The organism is Arthrobacter sp. C152, assembly GCF_054890965.1.
This window is the reverse complement of sequence record NZ_JBTZSU010000004.1, coordinates 158,314-173,671: the sequence shown is the minus strand read 5'-3', so window position 1 is coordinate 173,671 and position 15,358 is coordinate 158,314. Positions and strand designations below refer to the sequence as shown.

Below are 15,358 nucleotides of genomic sequence, written 5' to 3'. Positions count from 1 at the left end.
TGACCAACTCTTGTCCCAACCGGTACCTGACAGACATCGGCCCGGGGCGAGGGCAGCCGTAGCGTTAATCCCCTCAACGTCCCGGAACGGATTGTGGTGGAGGATGGCAGACGGGTGGAACGCGCACAGGCGTGCCGCCGTGGTGCTTGCCGCGTCTGCCTGCCTGTCCCTGGCGCCATTGCTCGCCGGCTGTACGGGCCAGCCCGGGACCGGGCCTGACCTGCCCTCGCCGGCAGGAACCACCAGCCCGGGGCCCCCGCCTCCCGTGGCCGCGAATCTCGCGGCCCCGCAGACGTCATCCGCAGGCAGGCTGGTCGGCAGCGCCGCGGCCGGCCTGCCCACGACCACCTACTACGTGCTGCTGGACGACGGCGGGAACCACGGCGTGCGCTTTGGCTGCAACGACAGCCTGGTGGCCCTGGCCAGGACCGGACCGGCGGCCGGTGACGCGCTGGCCTCCTCGGTGGCCGCATTGCTGGGCAGCCCACAGCCGGCGCCGGGAACCGGCACAGCCCCGCCCGGCTTGTACAACGCACTGGCCTCCTCGCGCCTCACCTTCCTCTCCGGCAGCTTCGACGGCACCACCGTCACCGTCTACCTGGCAGGGACCCTGCATCCGGAGGATCCGTGCGACGCGCACCGCATCGAGGCGCAGCTGACCCAGACCGCCGTCGCCGCCGTCGGCGCCATCCGGGCGGACATCCACGTCAACGGGCAAAGCCTGGCGGATGCACTGGCGCCGAAGGGCGCTTCGCCATGACGGTGATCGGTCAACAACAGGTGTTGCTTTTTAGGCAACACATCGCTGTATCCTGTGGATGTGGGCCACGAAACACTTGACGCTGCCGCGGGGACGCTCCCGGCCGAAGCCATTGATGCCATCGAACGCGCGGCCACGTCGGCCCACCGCCACGAGGATCTGTTCTCCGACCGCGCGGCAAACATCCGGCAGTCCGCCGTCCGGGACGTCTTCGACATCTCATTGCGCCCCGGCTTGGTGTCCCTTGCCGGCGGCAGCCCCTACCTGCAGTCCCTGCCCATGGACCGGCTCGCCGCGACAGCAGCGAAAATCATCTCCGACGACGGGCTGACGGCCCTGCAGTACGGCCCCGGGCAGGGGACCGGGGAACTGCGCACCCAGATCTGCGAGGTGATGGCCGCGGAGGGCATCAGGGACGCCTTACCCCGCAACGTGGTGGTCACCGCCGGCTCACAGTCCGCGCAGGACGTCGCCACCAAGCTCTTCTGCAATCCCGGCGACGTGGTCCTGGTGGAGGACCCCACGTACGTAGGGGCGCTGAATACCTTCGAGTCGTACCAGGTCCAGGTGGAAACCGTTGAAATGGACCAGCACGGGCTGGTGCCGGAACTGCTTGAGGCCCGGATAGCCGCACTCCAGCTCGCCGGCAGGAACATCAAGTTCCTCTACACCATCCCCAACTTCAACAACCCCTCCGGGATCACCCTGGCCCGGGAGCGCCGCCAGCAGGTGGTGGACATATGCCGCCGGGCGAATATTTTAGTTCTGGAGGACAACCCCTACGGCCTCCTCCGCTATGACGGCGAAGCGCTGGCACCGCTGCGCGCGAACAACCCGGACGATGTCATCTACCTCGGATCCTTTTCCAAGATCTTCGCGCCCGGTTTGCGGATTGGCTGGGCCCTCGTGCCGGAGCACCTCCAGCGGCGCTACTACCTCGCCGCCGAGTCGGTGACGCTCTGCCCGCCGCCGCTGAACCAGATGCTGGTGTCCGCCTACCTGCGCGACTACGACTGGAAAGGCCAGATCGAAACCTACCGTGGCCTCTACACCGAACGCTGCCACGCCATGCTCGCCGCCCTCGCGGAGCACATGCCCGCCGGGAGCACCTGGACCAGCCCGGAGGGCGGTTTCTTCGTCTGGGTGACGCTGCCGGAAGGCATAGACACCTACCCTCTGCTGCACAAGGCGATTGACGCCGGAGTGGTGTTCATCCCCGGCGCCGCCTTCACGCCGTCGGACGAGCCGTCCAACAAACTCCGGCTCGCCTTCAGCGCCGTGCCTCCCGAAGCCATCGCCGAAGGAGTGCGCCGGCTGGCGCCGGTGCTGCAGGAAGCCATGGACGCCCTGTAGCGTAAGCCTCACGAGTGCCGTAAACCGAGCGAAGGAGCATGCATATGGCCGGAATCATCGTTGTGGGCGTTGACGGCAGCCAGACCGCGAAGAAGGCGGCCGAGTCCGCGCGGGACCTGGCCGCTGCGCTTGGCGCTTCGCTGCACGTGGTGTCGGCCTTCGACAGCGACCGGACCGAGGTGTTCGGCAGCGGCTCCGACCAGTGGATCGTGTCGGACGCCGACGCCGCCGAACAGGTCGCGAGGACGGTCGCTGAGTCACTTGGCCGGGATGTCGCGGTGACCTACACGGCCGCGCGTGGCCGGCCGGCGGATGCCCTTATCAAGGAAGCCCTGCGCGTGGACGCCCGGATCATCGTGGTGGGGAACCGGCGGATGCAGGGCATCGGCCGGGTGCTGGGCAGCGTGGCCAACAGCGTGGCGCACAATGCGCCGTGCGACGTCTACATCGCCAACACGTACGACGCCGACTGACAGTTACGCCGGACACTCCCCATGGTGGTGCGAATCGCGGTGGGGGGTGTCCGTTCTCACGCCTATATCACCAGTTAAGCTGCAGGCGCAACGATAAAATTGATCAAGGCCCCCAAAGGCGTGGACATCCATCTCCGACCTCCACCAAAGGGGCTTTCCTTGATCACCCTCCAGCGCCGCCAGCTCGTAGGCCACGACATCCTCCTTGCCCGCCACGGCAACCACATCAGCTCCATGCGGGTGGACCGCAGCAACGACCGGGTGGTCGCCCTGCTCGACGACGGCAGCCTGGACAGTGCGCCGAACCTCATCACCCCGGACCTCCAGCTTCCCCACACCGTCCGCAGCGTCCTGCGCGAGGACTGGAAGCTCCTCACGGCCTGGGCCGGAATGGCCGGCGCCATGGGTGTCCTGATGACGGCCGCCGCCGTGGTCCTGGGAACCACCGCCGATCCGGCCGTCCTGGAAGCGTTCGCCGCCTACTCCACGTTCTAGGACTCCGGCCTTCCGGGGGCCTGCCGGACCGGGCGTCAGCCCACCAGCCAGCCCTCCAGCAGCCACCAGATCCCGGCCATCACCACTCCGCCGAAGAGGGACCCGGCCACCACCTGCGCCACCGAATGTGCGCGGAGGACCACCCGGGACCAGCCGACCGCCGGGATCAGCAGCAGCAGCGGCGCCCACGCGGCCCCGAGCATCAGCACCGCGACCACCGCCGAGCAGGAGATCGCGGCGGCATGGCCGCTCATCTTCCAGAACGGGCTGACCGCCGCCAGCACCGCCACTCCCCCGACGACCGCCAGCACCATGGCGATCACGCTCTGCGGCGCCCCCACGGCGGACAGCAACAGCAGTCCGACCACAATGCAGCCCAGGGCCATCAAAAGTACCGGCGCACGCTGTTTCCTGTCACTGACGTGGTGGTCCGTGACCTTGCCCTGCCGCACGAGAACAAGCAGCAGGAGCAGGGGAAGCACGCACACGAACAGGGCCGCCAGCGCGCCGTATCCCACGGTGCCCGGGAACCCCGGTTCCGCCAGCGGGCTGATCAGCAGTTGGATGCTGACCACCACCGGCGGCTGGAAAACCTCCGTCAGCCACCTGGCCGTGAGGTTCCTGGTGCGGACTGATCCGCCGATTGCCACCGCCTAGTCCAGGAGGAGCGCGGGCTCTTCCAGGATGGCTGCGACATCCGCCATGAAGCGGGCCGACAAATCACCATCCACCACGCGGTGGTCGAACGATCCGCCGAGGGTGGTGATCCAGCGCGGAATGACTTCCCCGTCAAGGACCCAGGGCTTCTGCTTGATGGTTCCGAACGCCACGATGGCCACCTCGCCCGGGTTGATGATGGGCGTCCCCGTGTCGATGCCCAGGGCACCGATGTTGGTGATGGTGAGCGTTCCGTCCTGCATCTCGGCGGGCTGGGTCTTCCCGGCCCTTGCCGTGGTGGCGAGGTTGTTCAGGGCCAGGGCGAGCTCTTTCAGGGACAGGTCCTGGGCGTTCTTGATGTTGGGGACCATCAGGCCGCGCGGTGTCGCCGCCGCGATGCCGAGGTTCATGAAGTGCTTGACGTGGATTTCCGCGGTCCCGGACTCCGTGTCGTCCACCCAGGCGGCGTTGACGCTGGGATTGCGGGCGGCGGCCCAGATGACGGCCTTGGCAAGGATGAGCAGTGGGGAGACCCTGATGCCTTCAAAATCGCGGGAGGCCTTGAGCCGCTTGACGAACTCCATGGTGCGGCTGGCGTCGACATCCACGAAGATGCTGACGTGCGGGGCCGAGAAAGCCGATTCCACCATCGCCTTCGCCGTGGCTTTGCGGACGCCCTTGACCGGGATCCGCTCCACCCTCTGGTCCTGGGGCTTCCCTGCCTTGCCCCAGAAGCCGTCCGCCTTGTCCAGTTCCGCGTCGCGTTGGGCCTGGTAGCTGACCAGGTCCTCCCGCGTCACCTCGCCGCGCGACCCGGTGGCCACCACATCGGCAAGGTCGATGCCAAGATCCCGCGCGATCTTGCGGACCGGCGGCTTGGCCAGGACGCGGTTGACCAGGCCGGTGATGGTGCCGCCCAGGGTGGGCCGGTTGTCGACGACGGCGGATGCCGGTGGGGCGGCCGCTGCGGCCTGGGCGGGGGCCTGGGTGACTTCGGCCGGCGAATGGGGCTGCACCGGTTCCACTTCGGGGGCGTTCACGGACACGGCGGCGGCCGGCGCGGCCTTCCGCGGGCGCCGTTTGACGGCGTCGGCCTTGGGGCCGGAACCCACCAGCGGACCGCCGGCCGGGGCACTGCCGCGCGCGTCGTCGCCGGGCAGCTTGCCATACAGCGGCTGGACGGGCTGCGCCTGCTCAACGACGGCCTCGGGGGCGCGCACGTCGGCCGGCGTGGGGTCGCCGGAGACGTCGTCGCTGACGCTGATGATGGCGGTGCCGACGTCGATGGTCACCCCTTCCTGCACCAGCAGTTCGCTGACGGTCCCGGCGAAGGGGGACGGCAGTTCCACGATCGACTTGGCGGTTTCGATCTCGCAGAGGACGTCGTTGATGGCGACGGCGTCACCCGGCTTGACCTTCCAGGAGACGATTTCCGCCTCCGTGAGGCCTTCGCCGACGTCGGGCAGGTTGAACTTGTTCAGGGTCATGGTGTCCTCAGTAGGAGAGGGCGCGGTCCAGCGCCTCCAGGATGCGGTCGATGTCCGGAAGGTAGTCTTCCTCCACCTTGGCAACGGGATAGGGCATGTGGAACCCGCCCACGCGGATCACCGGCGATTCGAGCGAGTGGAAGGCGCGTTCGCTGATGCGCGCCGCGATCTCGCCGCCGATTCCGCCGAACGTGGGGGCCTCGTGCGCCACGATGAGCCGGCCGGTCTTCTGCACCGACGCCGTGACCGTGTCAAAGTCCAGGGGTGAGATCGAGCGCAGGTCGATGACCTCAACGCTCCTCCCGTCCTCCTCCGCGGCGTTCGCAGCCGCGAGGGCCACCGGGACCAGCGGGCCATAGGCCACGATGGTCGCGTCGGTACCTTCGCGCAGGACGTGGGCCTTGAAGGGATCGGCCGAGGGGCCCGGTCCGTCGACGTCGACCTCGCCCTTGAGCCAGTACCGCCGTTTGGGTTCGAAGACGATGACCGGATCCTGGCATTCCACGGCCTGCTGGATCATCCAGTAGGCGTCGTGCGGGTTGGACGGCGTGATGATGCGCAGGCCCGCTGTGTGGGCGAACAGCGCCTCAGGTGACTCGGAGTGGTGCTCCACGGAGCCGATGCCGCCGCCGTAGGGGATGCGGATGACGACGGGAACGGTCAGGTTGCCGTTGCTGCGCGCATGCATCTTGGCCAGCTGGGTAGTGATCTGGTTGAAGCCGGGGAAGACGAAACCGTCGAACTGGATCTCGCAGACCGGGCTGTACCCGCGCAGGGCCAGGCCGATGGCGGTGCCGACAATGCCGGATTCGGCAAGCGGGGTGTCCACCACGCGGTCCGGTCCGAATTCGCCGATCAGCCCGTCGGTGACGCGGTAGACACCGCCCAGGGGGCCGATGTCCTCGCCCATGAGGAGCGTCTTGGGGTTCGCGGCCAGGGTGGCGCGCAGGCCCTCGTTGATGGCCTTCGCAATGGTCATCGTCGTCATCAGTGGCCTGCCTTTGCTGCTGCGTCGTGCTGCGCGGCCGGCTCTTCGGCGCCGGCAAATCCCGCGGTGTACTCCTCGAACCATGCCAGTTCCTCGGCCACGAGCGGGTGGGCTTCGGCGTAGACGTTGGCGAAGGCGGACCGGATGTCCGGGTTTTCCAGGTCATGGGCAGTGCGCCGGACGTACGCGGCGAGCTCGTCGCCGTCGGCCTTGACCTTGGCGAAGTAGGCGTCGTCCGCCAGGCCCTCCGCGCGCAGGTACTTCTCAAGCCGCGAGAGCGGATCCTTGGCCCGCCAGGCGTCCTCCTCGTCGGCGTGCCGGTACTTGGTGGGATCATCGGCGGTGGTGTGGGCGCCCACCCGGTAGGTGAACGCCTCGATCAGCACGGGGCCCTTGCCCTGGCGGGCGTGCTCGAGCGCCCATTCGGTGACCGCGTGCACGGCGATGACGTCGTTGCCGTCCACGCGGATGCCCGGGAAGCCGTAGCCCTTGGCGCGGTTGGACAGCGGAACGCGGGTCTGAACGTTGGTGGGGACCGAGATGGCCCAGTGGTTGTTCTGGCAAAAGAAGACCACGGGCGCGTTGTAGGAGGAGGCGAAGACCATGGATTCGTGGACGTCCCCTTCCGAGCTGGCGCCGTCGCCGAAATATGCGATGACGGCCGCGTCGGGTCCCTTGCCCGCCGCAGTGGCCGCGGCCAGCTTCTGGTCACGCTGGATTCCCATGGCGTAGCCGACGGCGTGCAGCGTCTGGGCGGCCAGGACCAGTGTGTAGAGGTGGAAGTTCGTTTCCTTCGGGTTCCACCCGCCGTTGGACACGCCGCGGAACTGGCGGAGCAGTTCCGCCAGGTCCACGTTGCGCGTCAGGGCCACGCCGTGCTCGCGGTAGGTGGGGAAGATGTAGTCCTGGGGTTGGCTGGCCCGGCCGGAGCCGATCTGCGCGGCTTCCTGGCCGGTCAGGGGCACCCAGAGTGCCAGCTGGCCCTGCCGCTGGAGGGCGGTGGCTTCAATGTCGAAGCGCCGGATGGCGGCCATGTCGGCGTAGAGGCCCCGCAGGTCCTCGGGGGTGAGTTTGTCCGCATACCCGCTGAAGACGGGGTCGGTGCCGAGTGTTCCGTCAGGCCCGAGCAGCTGCACCATCTGGGCCGAGGGATCACCCATCACGGCTTCAGCATCAGCTTCCCGCTGGTCGTCTACCGCTGTTCCGTCGAACTCGGTGGAAGGCAGATGAGTGCCCATACCGTCTCCTTGCTTGCCGCATCCGGATGCAATGCAATGTCGCTGGGATATATGCCTTAGAGGGAATACATTCCCGGCAGGGCATATACAATGGCTTACTGATCCTAACTTTATCTTCGGTAGGTAGCGGAAGGGCTACTTGTTAAGCGCTAGGAAGTGGCCGGAGCCTTTGTATAGTCGGCACACAACCGAAGGAAGCGGCTGTTGGCCTCCGGCTCGCCGATGCTCACCCTGACACCCTCCCCCGGGAAAGCCCGCACGGAGAGGGCGCGCTCCCCCGCCAGCTCTGCAAACCTTGCACTTTCAGCCCCCAGGGCGAGCCAGACGAAGTTGCCCTGGGCCTCCGGAACATCCCATCGCAGCGACCGCAGGCCGGCGGTGACGCGCTCCCGCTCATCGACGAGTTTTTGTACCCTCTCCACAACCTGGGCGTAGTTCTGCAACGACACGACCGCAGCTTTTTCTGCGATTTGGGACACGGCGAACGGCGTCGCGGCCACCCGGAGGTATTGGGTCAGGTCCGGATGGGAGACGCTGTAGCCCACGCGCAGTCCTGCCAGGCCGTGCGCCTTGGAGAAGGTCCGGAGCACAATCACGTTCGGGTAATTGCGGTAGAGCGCAATCCCGTCCACGGCGTCGCTGTCCCGGACAAACTCCTGGTAAGCCTCGTCAAGCACCACCACCACGTCGGAGGGGACGGACCTGATGAAGGCCTCGGTCTCTGCCGCCTTCAGGGCCGGCCCGGTGGGGTTGTTGGGAGTGCACAGGAGAATCACCTTGGTGCGGGCACCGACAGCCGCCGCCATGGCGTCGAGGTCGTGCCGTCCGTCAGCCGTCACCGGGATCCTGACGCTTTCCGCCCCGGCGAGGCCCACACTGATGGGGTAGGCCTCGAATGAGCGCCACGCGTAAATGACCTCGTCCGCCTTGCCGTCCCCGTTCTGTCCGGCGAACGCGGCGAGGATCTGGTTGAGGGCGCCCAGGCTTCCCGCGCCGGTGACGATGTCCTCCGCCGGAACGTCGAGGAATTCGGCGAGCGCGGCACGCAGCTTGCTGCTGAGCGGGTCCGGGTAGCGGTTGAAGTCCGTTTGCCGGGCGATGGCCTCCACTACGGCAGGAATCGGCGGCAAAGGGTTCTCATTGGAGGACAGCTTGTAGCTGGCCAGCCCCTCGACGGCGGCGGGCGGCTTTCCTGCAGCGTAGCGGGGCAGCCGGTCCAGCACCGGGCGCGGCGCAATTCCGCCCGCCCTGGTCTCAGATGGGGTCATGGCCACTAGCCTAGTGCCATGGGTTCGTTTATCCTCCGGGTCATCATCAACGCCGCGGCCCTTTGGGTGGCCAGCTGGATTCTGCCGGGAATGGACATTTCCAGCACCGCAACATCCGATGCTGTGGCCAGGTCCGGCATCTCGCAGGATGCGGACACCATCGGCATCGTCCTCGCCTACCTCTTCATCGGGCTGATCTTCGGGGTGGTCAATGCGTTTGTCCGGCCTCTGGTCAGGCTCCTTGCACTGCCGATCACCATACTGACGCTGGGGCTGTTCGCCATAGTGATCAACGCGGCCATGCTGTACCTGACCGCGTGGCTCAGCAGCTACACGCCCGTCCACCTCACCATTGACTCCTTCTTCTGGACCGCGGTGTTGGCGGCGATCATCATCTCGCTGGTCTCGCTGGTGGCCGGCATCCTTCCCGGCGGACGCCGCTAGGACAGCACCCGGGTTCCGGCCGGCCCAAGTAGCAGGGTACGAAGAAACAGGTACAGCGCAGCCGCGGCTGCCCGGCCAACCGCCGAAATTGCAGTACCGACCACCCATGACCCCCCACGGCCGCGTTTCCTAGTCTGCCCATGGGCCGCCGAAAGGCCCGCTGATGGCAGTGACGGAAGCTGGGGGTCCACCAATGAAACCGCTAACAATCCTGGCCGCCGCCTGCCTGCTGCTGGCAGGCCAGGCGAGCCCGGCGCACGCCGGCGCCGCAAGAGCGGCCGCTCCCGAGGATGCAGTCCTGGGCAACGACATCTCCTGGCCGCAGTGCGGCACCGACCTGCCTGCACCGCCGGCCTTCGCGATCGTGGGAGTCAACGGCGGGCGGCCCGGCACGGTCAACCCATGCCTGGCCGGCCAGTTGGCGTGGGCGAACCTCACCCCGGCAGCGGCGGGGGGAACGCCGGCGGCCGTGTATGTGAACACCGCGGCGACGGGGCCTCTGGAGTCCCTGTGGTGGCCTGCCTCCAACGCCTACCAGGGTCGCGACATCAGCAACCCCTATGGAACGTGCGACGGGAGCGCGTCCCCGGCCTGCACGTACATTCACGGATACGCGACGGCCTACGAAGACGTCACGATGCTGCAGGAAGCGGGCGGCAGCGAAATACGCCGCACGTGGTGGCTGGACGTTGAAACGGGCAACAGCTGGCTGCCCGACACGGCCGCCAATGCTGCGGAACTGGAGGGTATGACCGCGTACCTGGTGGGCGCCGGCGCGGAGGTGGGCATCTATTCCACCGGCTACCAGTTCGGCGAAATCGCCGGGCGTATCGGTCCTGGCAGCAACCTTTACAGGCTGAAGAACTGGCTGGCGGGCGCGGAGTCCACATCCTCGGCGCAGGAGTACTGCGCGGCCGATCCCCTGACGCCGGAGGCGACCGTCACCACCACCCAGTTCACCGACGGGATCCTTGACTACAACTACCCCCTGCCCCGCCGCAGCAGCACCGGAGCCGGCTCCGCAGGCCGCCCCGCAACCCGCACCGCAACCGGAACAGAGCCGTTCCGATGCGTACGCCGAGATGCACGCGGCCCAGATCTCGTGAGCCCGGCCTGCCCGGACGCACACAGGCTCACTTGGCACCTGGCTGCGGCCGGCCGGAGAACGGGTCCCGCCGGTCCATGGGAGGAGGTGGCGGTGGCGTCTTCGACAAGGAGAAGCGCGTGGCGGTGGCCGCGCCCCCGGCACCCAGCACGGCGCCCAGCACAGCCGTGGACTGCACCAATGAGGGGTCGTTACTCAGTGCCACAAGCCGGCCGGCCTCCTCGTATCCGTCGAGCCGGTGCCCTGGGCCGAGCCCGGCGTCCTCCCCTCCCCGAACATAGAGGTCGTTGGTCATGGTGACCGTGACCTGGTTCCTGGTGTCCGGGTTCGGCATGCCGTCGCTGCCCGGCACCCAGTCGGTGCGGTGCTCCAGGTGCAGGGTATTGACCCCGGGCGGAGGCGTAATGCGTGAAATTGGCGACCCGGCGGTCAGCACGTACTTCATGCCGTAGTCATCTTGGACGCGTTGGTCGGCAGCGAGATTCATGGCGTGGATTCCGCCCTGGCTGTAGCCGACGGCGACCACGTCTGCGCCGCGCTCCGCGCCGGCATCCCGGAGCGCGGAGAGGACAGCGGCGTTGACCTGCTCCGAATTGCTGCCCAGCCCGTCCACTATGCCACCGAGGTCGAACGGATTCGTGCCGCCGTCGGCATCATTGAGCTGCGTTCCGGGGATGAGGACGATGTAGGCCTTCCTTCCGTCGTGATGGACCTCGATCACCTCGATGAAGCCGCTGCCACGTTCCTCGAGGAGCCTGACCCGTTCCAGCAGCCCTGCCGGAGACGCGTCGAGGTCGATGGCGAGGCTTTCTTCCTGTTTGACCGCGACCGGACCGGTGCGGAGTTCCGGGTCGAGGGCTTCCAGCAGTGGCCGGACTACGGGAAGATTGGCGACGGCATCCCCCGCCAATGCTTCTGCGGCCTTGCCGTTGAGGAATCCCGTGCGCCAGAAATCGATGTGTTTTTGGAGTTCCACAAGCGGAGGCGACATCCCGTGGGTCCGCTGCAGGTGGCGGATTCCTTCTTCGGCGACCTCATACTCGAACCGGCAGCTGCGGACCTGGCTGCTGATCCGTTGCAGCTCCAGCCTGACACGCTGGACCGCGTCCCGGGCCTCGCCCACGGCGGTAACCGCGGCGGTCCTGGTGCTCCGCGGGCCCTGGTGGTGGGCGCCCAGCTCCTGCCACGCCGTGAAGACCTCGTTCTCCACGGAAATTAGCCTTTCGGCGAGGTGGTCCAGCTTCGCCGCGCCAATGTCCAGCTCGTCCAGTTGGGCGGTAATTCCACCCACGCCTCCCATGATCAACAGGTTGCCGTCCGGCGCCGGCGGTGAAACGTGGACCGGGCCGCCCGAGCCTGACGGGGTTGCGTCCGCCATCAGGACCGGCCGCGATAGGAGCAATCGGAGGTCAGCACCGCATTGGCATGGGCGGCAACTGCCGCGGAGGCCTCGTGCAGCCGGTCCAGTGCGCGGCGGACCGCAACTGCCTGCAGGCTGACCGAATCCCGGTAGGCCCGTCCTGCGGGTGACTGCCATTCAAGTATCTGGATGCCATGGAAACCGGCAAGGACTTCCTCCGTACTGTCCGCGCAACGCGCCACCCTGGCCGCCAGCTCCCGCACTTCGAGGCTGGCGCGCAGCCCTGCGCCCCAGATGCCGTCCCCCAGATCGTCCGCCATGCCGGCCTCCCGCCCGCAGCCCGGGCTGCTGCTCCCTGCGGTTGAAACCCGCGCCTCAACCCTCGTGGATTCCACGCTAGGCAGGGCAAGGTCCCCAGGTAAGCGCCGCCGTCGGCTATGTGGACAAGTAACGTGCAACCCGCCGCTTAAGGCCGTGCGGGACTTCGTGAAAGAATCAGCACATGCCTGAAACTGCCGCCACAGCTGACACCCGTACGCCCTCAGGACGCCTGGCCCTCGCCGCGTCGCCTGAAAAAATCGCCCTGGGGCCGCTGGATGGCCGGTACCAGGCCGACGTCGCGCCGCTCGTCGACTACCTGTCCGAAGCCGCGCTGAACCGCGACCGCGTGGCCGTCGAAGTGGAATGGCTGATCCACCTGACCAGCAACAGCGTCCTTCCCGGCGCCGGTCCCCTGACCGGTGAACAGCAGGACCAGCTGCGCGCCATCGTCACCGGGTTCGACGCCGCCTCCGTGGCCGAGCTTGCCGAGATCGAGGCCGTCACCGTCCACGACGTGAAGGCCGTGGAGTACTACATTGGCCGCCGCCTGCCCGCCATCGGCATCGAAAACCTGACCGCCATGGTCCACTTCGGCTGCACGTCCGAGGACATCAACAACCTCTCCTACGCCCTGGGCATCAAGGGCGCCGTGGAGGACGTCTGGCTTCCCGCGGCGCGCTCCCTCGTGGCCCAGATCAGCAGGATGGCCGAGGAGAACCGCGCGGTTCCCATGCTGTCCCGCACCCACGGCCAGCCCGCTACCCCCACCACCCTGGGCAAGGAACTGGCCGTCATCGCGCACCGCCTGACCCGCCAGCTGGACCGGATCGCCAAAACGGAATACCTGGGCAAGATCAACGGTGCCACCGGCACCTACGCCGCCCACGTGGCCTCCGTCCCGGGTGCCGACTGGCAGCAGGTGTCCAGGTCGTTCGTCGAAGGACTCGGCCTCACCTGGAACCCCCTGACCACCCAGATCGAAAGCCACGACTGGCAGGCCGAGCTGTACGCCGACGTGGCCCGCTTCAACCGCATCCTGCACAACGTCTGCACGGATATCTGGAGCTACATCTCCATCGGCTACTTCGCACAGATCCCCGTCGCCGGAGCCACCGGGTCCTCGACCATGCCGCACAAGGTCAACCCGATCCGCTTCGAAAACGCCGAAGCCAACCTGGAAATCTCCTCCGGCCTGCTGGACGTCCTGGGCTCCACCCTGGTCACCTCCCGCTGGCAGCGCGACCTCACCGACTCCTCCAGCCAGCGCAACATCGGCGTGGCATTCGGCCACTCCCTCCTGGCCATCTCCAACGTCGCCAAGGGGCTGGAACGCCTCGACGTTGCCGAGGACGTGCTCGCCGGGGACCTGGACACCAACTGGGAGGTCCTGGGCGAGGCAATCCAGATGGTCATGCGCGCCGAGGCGATTGCCGGCGTCGAGGGCATGGAGAACCCGTATGAGCGGCTGAAGGACCTGACCCGCGGCCAGCGCGTGGACGCCGCGCGCATGCAGGAATTCGTGCAGAGCCTGGGCCTGTCCACGGAAGCCGAGGCCCGCCTGCTGGCCCTGACCCCGGGCAAGTACACAGGCATCGCCGACCAGTTGGTGGACCACCTGAAGTAGGGCCTGCAGCCCTGGAGGACAGTACGACGGCGGCGCCGGGCTCTTCGGGGTCCGGCGCCGTTTCCGTTGGGGCCGGCAGGAGCGGCGGCCCCAACGTCATTGCCCTCCAGCCAAAGGTGGGAAACTGGGAGCATGAAGTTGCTGCTCATCCGCCACGGCGAAACCCCCGGAAATGTGCTGGGCCAACTGGACACCGCCCACCCCGGCCCTGGCCTGACCGAACTGGGCGGGCGCCAGGCCGAGGCCATGGCACGCTCACTGGCGAACGAGCCCATCGGCGCGCTCTACGCCTCCACACTGATCAGGACGCAGATCACCGCCGAACCGCTGGCCCGCCTGCACACCCTAGATGTCACCGTCCTGGACGGCCTCCACGAAATCGAAGCAGGCTCGCTGGAGAAGCTGACGGACCACGAAGCCCACAAGCGCTACATGGGCACCGTCATCGCCTGGGCCGCCGGTGACCTGGACCGGCGCATGCCCGCCGGACCGGACGGCCACACCTTCTTCGAACGCTTCGATGCGGCCATTGCCCACGTGGCAGAGCAGGCCGCCCGCCACCGCCACGGTACAGCCGCCGTCGTCAGCCATGGCGCGGCGATCCGCACCTGGGCCGGGCTGCGGGCCGATGGCGCGGACCATGACTTTGCCGCGCGCCATGTCCTGGCCAACACGGGAATTGTGGCGTTGGAAGGCAGCCCGGATGGGGGCTGGACCCTGATCCACTGGGACGGGAGCCCGGTGGGCGGTCTCGCCCTGGCCGACCCCACCGCCGAGGATCCCACCGGCCGGGCAATGACCGGCCCCTAAACCCGCTGCCGGCGCCCCTGGAACACAGGCATGCTCCGGCAGGCCCGCGGCTCCGGTATGTCCGGCACCGGAGGCATCAGCCGCGCCGCCATGGCTGCGGCTTCCGCCGCCGTCGGCCGCTGGCTGCCATCCATGGCGGTGAGCGCACGCAGGAATCCGCTCCAGTCCCCCAGCTTGTCCGGCACGTCCGGGGACCGCAGGGTCCGGGCCACCAGGGATTCGATGGCGGTGCCCGGAAACGCCCTGGAGCCGGTAAGGAGTTCCAGCAGGACCAGGCCCGTGGCATACACATCCCACGAAGGCTCCGCCACGCCGCCGGAAGCCTGCTCGGGGCTCATGTAGTGCACGGTTCCGGACGAGATGCCCGGCTCGGGCTTGGTGCCCACCGCCGCGGCGATGCCAAAGTCGATGATCCGGACCGGGCTCCGGCGCAGGCCGCTGAGCATGAGGTTGGCCGGCTTGACGTCCCGGTGCACCAGCCCCATGGAATGCAGGTGCGCAAGCCCGGCAAACAAGGCCCGGGCCCAGCCCGCCACCTCGCCCGGACCGGGCCTGCGCAGGCGCGCTGTTTCAGCAAGGCTTGCCCCCAGGGCCAGCTCCTGCACCAGGAACGGCCGCTCCGGCAACGCCCCGGAACCGGGCATGCTGCCGGCGGCGATGAACCGCACAATGGACGGATGGGCGAGCCCACCCAGGACAGCGGCCTCATTCCGGATCCTTGCATGCCGGTTACGCCCCTCCGCTGACACCTTGACAGCGGCGTCAGGTCCTCCGGCCAGGTCCACGGCGCGGAAGACCTCGGCCGCGGATCCCCAGCCCAGGCGTTCCCGCAGCTCGTACCGCCCTGCCACGACTGTATGGCCTGCGCGGCCCTCGTGCGCCGCCAGCGCCGCGGTGCTCATGCGTGCACGTTCTCCGTTATCCCCTGCGGCGCAGTGGTGCCGTCCAGGGCGGAAGAACTCACGGGCACGGTCC

General features: G+C 67.9%; 15 protein-coding genes. 7 read left to right on the top strand and 8 right to left on the bottom strand.

Annotated features, from left to right (window positions below; genetic code table 11):
• The first annotated feature begins 103 nt into the window (after nucleotides 1–103).
• From ACYSM9_RS04595 to ACYSM9_RS04580, 4 genes are all read left to right on the top strand, one after another.
• The gene (locus tag ACYSM9_RS04595; RefSeq protein WP_461855819.1) at nucleotides 104–760 is read left to right on the top strand and encodes a hypothetical protein; all 657 of its coding nucleotides are present in this window, start codon (nucleotides 104–106) and stop codon (nucleotides 758–760) included.
• A gap of 60 nt (nucleotides 761–820) precedes the next feature.
• Nucleotides 821–2,113 carry an aminotransferase-like domain-containing protein gene (locus tag ACYSM9_RS04590; RefSeq protein WP_461855818.1) on the top strand — a complete coding sequence of 431 codons (1,293 nt, stop codon included), beginning with the start codon at nucleotides 821–823 and terminating at the stop codon, nucleotides 2,111–2,113.
• Between the two features lie 44 nt (nucleotides 2,114–2,157).
• A complete protein-coding gene (locus tag ACYSM9_RS04585) occupies nucleotides 2,158–2,586 on the top strand; it encodes a universal stress protein (RefSeq protein ID WP_461855817.1) in 429 nt (142 codons plus the stop codon).
• A 159-nt stretch (nucleotides 2,587–2,745) separates the two neighbouring features.
• Nucleotides 2,746–3,081 (top strand): hypothetical protein, encoded by a 336-nt coding sequence (locus tag ACYSM9_RS04580; protein WP_461855816.1) that lies wholly within the window; start codon nucleotides 2,746–2,748, stop codon nucleotides 3,079–3,081.
• 35 nt (nucleotides 3,082–3,116) lie between these two features.
• Here the strand turns inward: ACYSM9_RS04580 and ACYSM9_RS04575 are convergent, their stop codons facing one another.
• From ACYSM9_RS04575 to ACYSM9_RS04555, 5 genes are all read right to left on the bottom strand, one after another.
• Nucleotides 3,117–3,731 (bottom strand): phosphatase PAP2 family protein, encoded by a 615-nt coding sequence (locus ACYSM9_RS04575; protein WP_461855815.1) that lies wholly within the window; start codon nucleotides 3,729–3,731, stop codon nucleotides 3,117–3,119.
• A gap of 3 nt (nucleotides 3,732–3,734) precedes the next feature.
• Nucleotides 3,735–5,225 carry a dihydrolipoamide acetyltransferase family protein gene (locus ACYSM9_RS04570; protein ID WP_461855814.1) on the bottom strand — a complete coding sequence of 497 codons (1,491 nt, stop codon included), beginning with the start codon at nucleotides 5,223–5,225 and terminating at the stop codon, nucleotides 3,735–3,737.
• 7 nt (nucleotides 5,226–5,232) lie between these two features.
• Entirely contained in the window at nucleotides 5,233–6,213 is a 981-nt protein-coding gene (locus ACYSM9_RS04565) for an alpha-ketoacid dehydrogenase subunit beta (RefSeq protein ID WP_461855813.1), read from the bottom strand.
• Nucleotides 6,213–7,451, bottom strand: coding sequence for a pyruvate dehydrogenase (acetyl-transferring) E1 component subunit alpha (pdhA, locus tag ACYSM9_RS04560; protein ID WP_461855812.1), 1,239 nt, complete (start codon nucleotides 7,449–7,451; stop codon nucleotides 6,213–6,215). The genes ACYSM9_RS04565 and pdhA overlap by 1 nt, the downstream gene beginning before the upstream one ends.
• 149 nt (nucleotides 7,452–7,600) lie before the next feature.
• Nucleotides 7,601–8,719, bottom strand: coding sequence for a histidinol-phosphate transaminase (locus tag ACYSM9_RS04555; RefSeq protein WP_461855811.1), 1,119 nt, complete (start codon nucleotides 8,717–8,719; stop codon nucleotides 7,601–7,603).
• A gap of 18 nt (nucleotides 8,720–8,737) precedes the next feature.
• On the opposite strand from ACYSM9_RS04555, the gene ACYSM9_RS04550 reads away from it, so the two are divergent.
• Nucleotides 8,738–9,163 (top strand): phage holin family protein, encoded by a 426-nt coding sequence (locus tag ACYSM9_RS04550; RefSeq protein WP_461855810.1) that lies wholly within the window; start codon nucleotides 8,738–8,740, stop codon nucleotides 9,161–9,163.
• Between the two features lie 1,133 nt (nucleotides 9,164–10,296).
• On the opposite strand, the gene ACYSM9_RS04545 is transcribed toward ACYSM9_RS04550, so the two are convergent.
• Both ACYSM9_RS04545 and ACYSM9_RS04540 read right to left on the bottom strand, forming a co-directional pair.
• Nucleotides 10,297–11,646, bottom strand: coding sequence for a hypothetical protein (locus ACYSM9_RS04545; protein WP_461855809.1), 1,350 nt, complete (start codon nucleotides 11,644–11,646; stop codon nucleotides 10,297–10,299).
• Nucleotides 11,646–11,948 (bottom strand): hypothetical protein, encoded by a 303-nt coding sequence (locus ACYSM9_RS04540; protein WP_461855808.1) that lies wholly within the window; start codon nucleotides 11,946–11,948, stop codon nucleotides 11,646–11,648. The genes ACYSM9_RS04545 and ACYSM9_RS04540 overlap by 1 nt, the downstream gene beginning before the upstream one ends.
• Nucleotides 11,949–12,130: 182 nt before the next feature.
• On the opposite strand from ACYSM9_RS04540, the gene purB reads away from it, so the two are divergent.
• A complete protein-coding gene (gene purB / locus ACYSM9_RS04535) occupies nucleotides 12,131–13,573 on the top strand; it encodes an adenylosuccinate lyase (RefSeq protein WP_461855807.1) in 1,443 nt (480 codons plus the stop codon).
• 132 nt (nucleotides 13,574–13,705) lie between these two features.
• Nucleotides 13,706–14,383, top strand: coding sequence for a histidine phosphatase family protein (locus ACYSM9_RS04530; protein WP_461855806.1), 678 nt, complete (start codon nucleotides 13,706–13,708; stop codon nucleotides 14,381–14,383).
• Here ACYSM9_RS04530 and ACYSM9_RS04525 read toward each other — a convergent pair.
• Nucleotides 14,380–15,285 carry a serine/threonine-protein kinase gene (locus tag ACYSM9_RS04525; RefSeq protein WP_461855805.1) on the bottom strand — a complete coding sequence of 302 codons (906 nt, stop codon included), beginning with the start codon at nucleotides 15,283–15,285 and terminating at the stop codon, nucleotides 14,380–14,382. The two genes, ACYSM9_RS04530 and ACYSM9_RS04525, sit on opposite strands and share 4 nt — an antisense overlap.
• Between the last annotated feature and the right edge of the window lie 73 nt (nucleotides 15,286–15,358).

Coding starts and splice junctions, on each gene's coding strand:
- ACYSM9_RS04595 (WP_461855819.1), top strand. CDS start 104: ATGGCAGACGGGTGGAACGCGCACAGGCGTGCCGCCGTGGTGCTTGCC.
- ACYSM9_RS04555 (WP_461855811.1), bottom strand. CDS start 8,719: ATGACCCCATCTGAGACCAGGGCGGGCGGAATTGCGCCGCGCCCGGTG.
- ACYSM9_RS04585 (WP_461855817.1), top strand. CDS start 2,158: ATGGCCGGAATCATCGTTGTGGGCGTTGACGGCAGCCAGACCGCGAAG.
- ACYSM9_RS04550 (WP_461855810.1), top strand. CDS start 8,738: ATGGGTTCGTTTATCCTCCGGGTCATCATCAACGCCGCGGCCCTTTGG.
- ACYSM9_RS04530 (WP_461855806.1), top strand. CDS start 13,706: ATGAAGTTGCTGCTCATCCGCCACGGCGAAACCCCCGGAAATGTGCTG.
- ACYSM9_RS04525 (WP_461855805.1), bottom strand. CDS start 15,285: ATGAGCACCGCGGCGCTGGCGGCGCACGAGGGCCGCGCAGGCCATACA.
- ACYSM9_RS04565 (WP_461855813.1), bottom strand. CDS start 6,213: ATGACGACGATGACCATTGCGAAGGCCATCAACGAGGGCCTGCGCGCC.
- ACYSM9_RS04570 (WP_461855814.1), bottom strand. CDS start 5,225: ATGACCCTGAACAAGTTCAACCTGCCCGACGTCGGCGAAGGCCTCACG.
- ACYSM9_RS04545 (WP_461855809.1), bottom strand. CDS start 11,646: ATGGCGGACGCAACCCCGTCAGGCTCGGGCGGCCCGGTCCACGTTTCA.
- pdhA (WP_461855812.1), bottom strand. CDS start 7,451: ATGGGCACTCATCTGCCTTCCACCGAGTTCGACGGAACAGCGGTAGAC.
- purB (WP_461855807.1), top strand. CDS start 12,131: ATGCCTGAAACTGCCGCCACAGCTGACACCCGTACGCCCTCAGGACGC.
- ACYSM9_RS04540 (WP_461855808.1), bottom strand. CDS start 11,948: ATGGCGGACGATCTGGGGGACGGCATCTGGGGCGCAGGGCTGCGCGCC.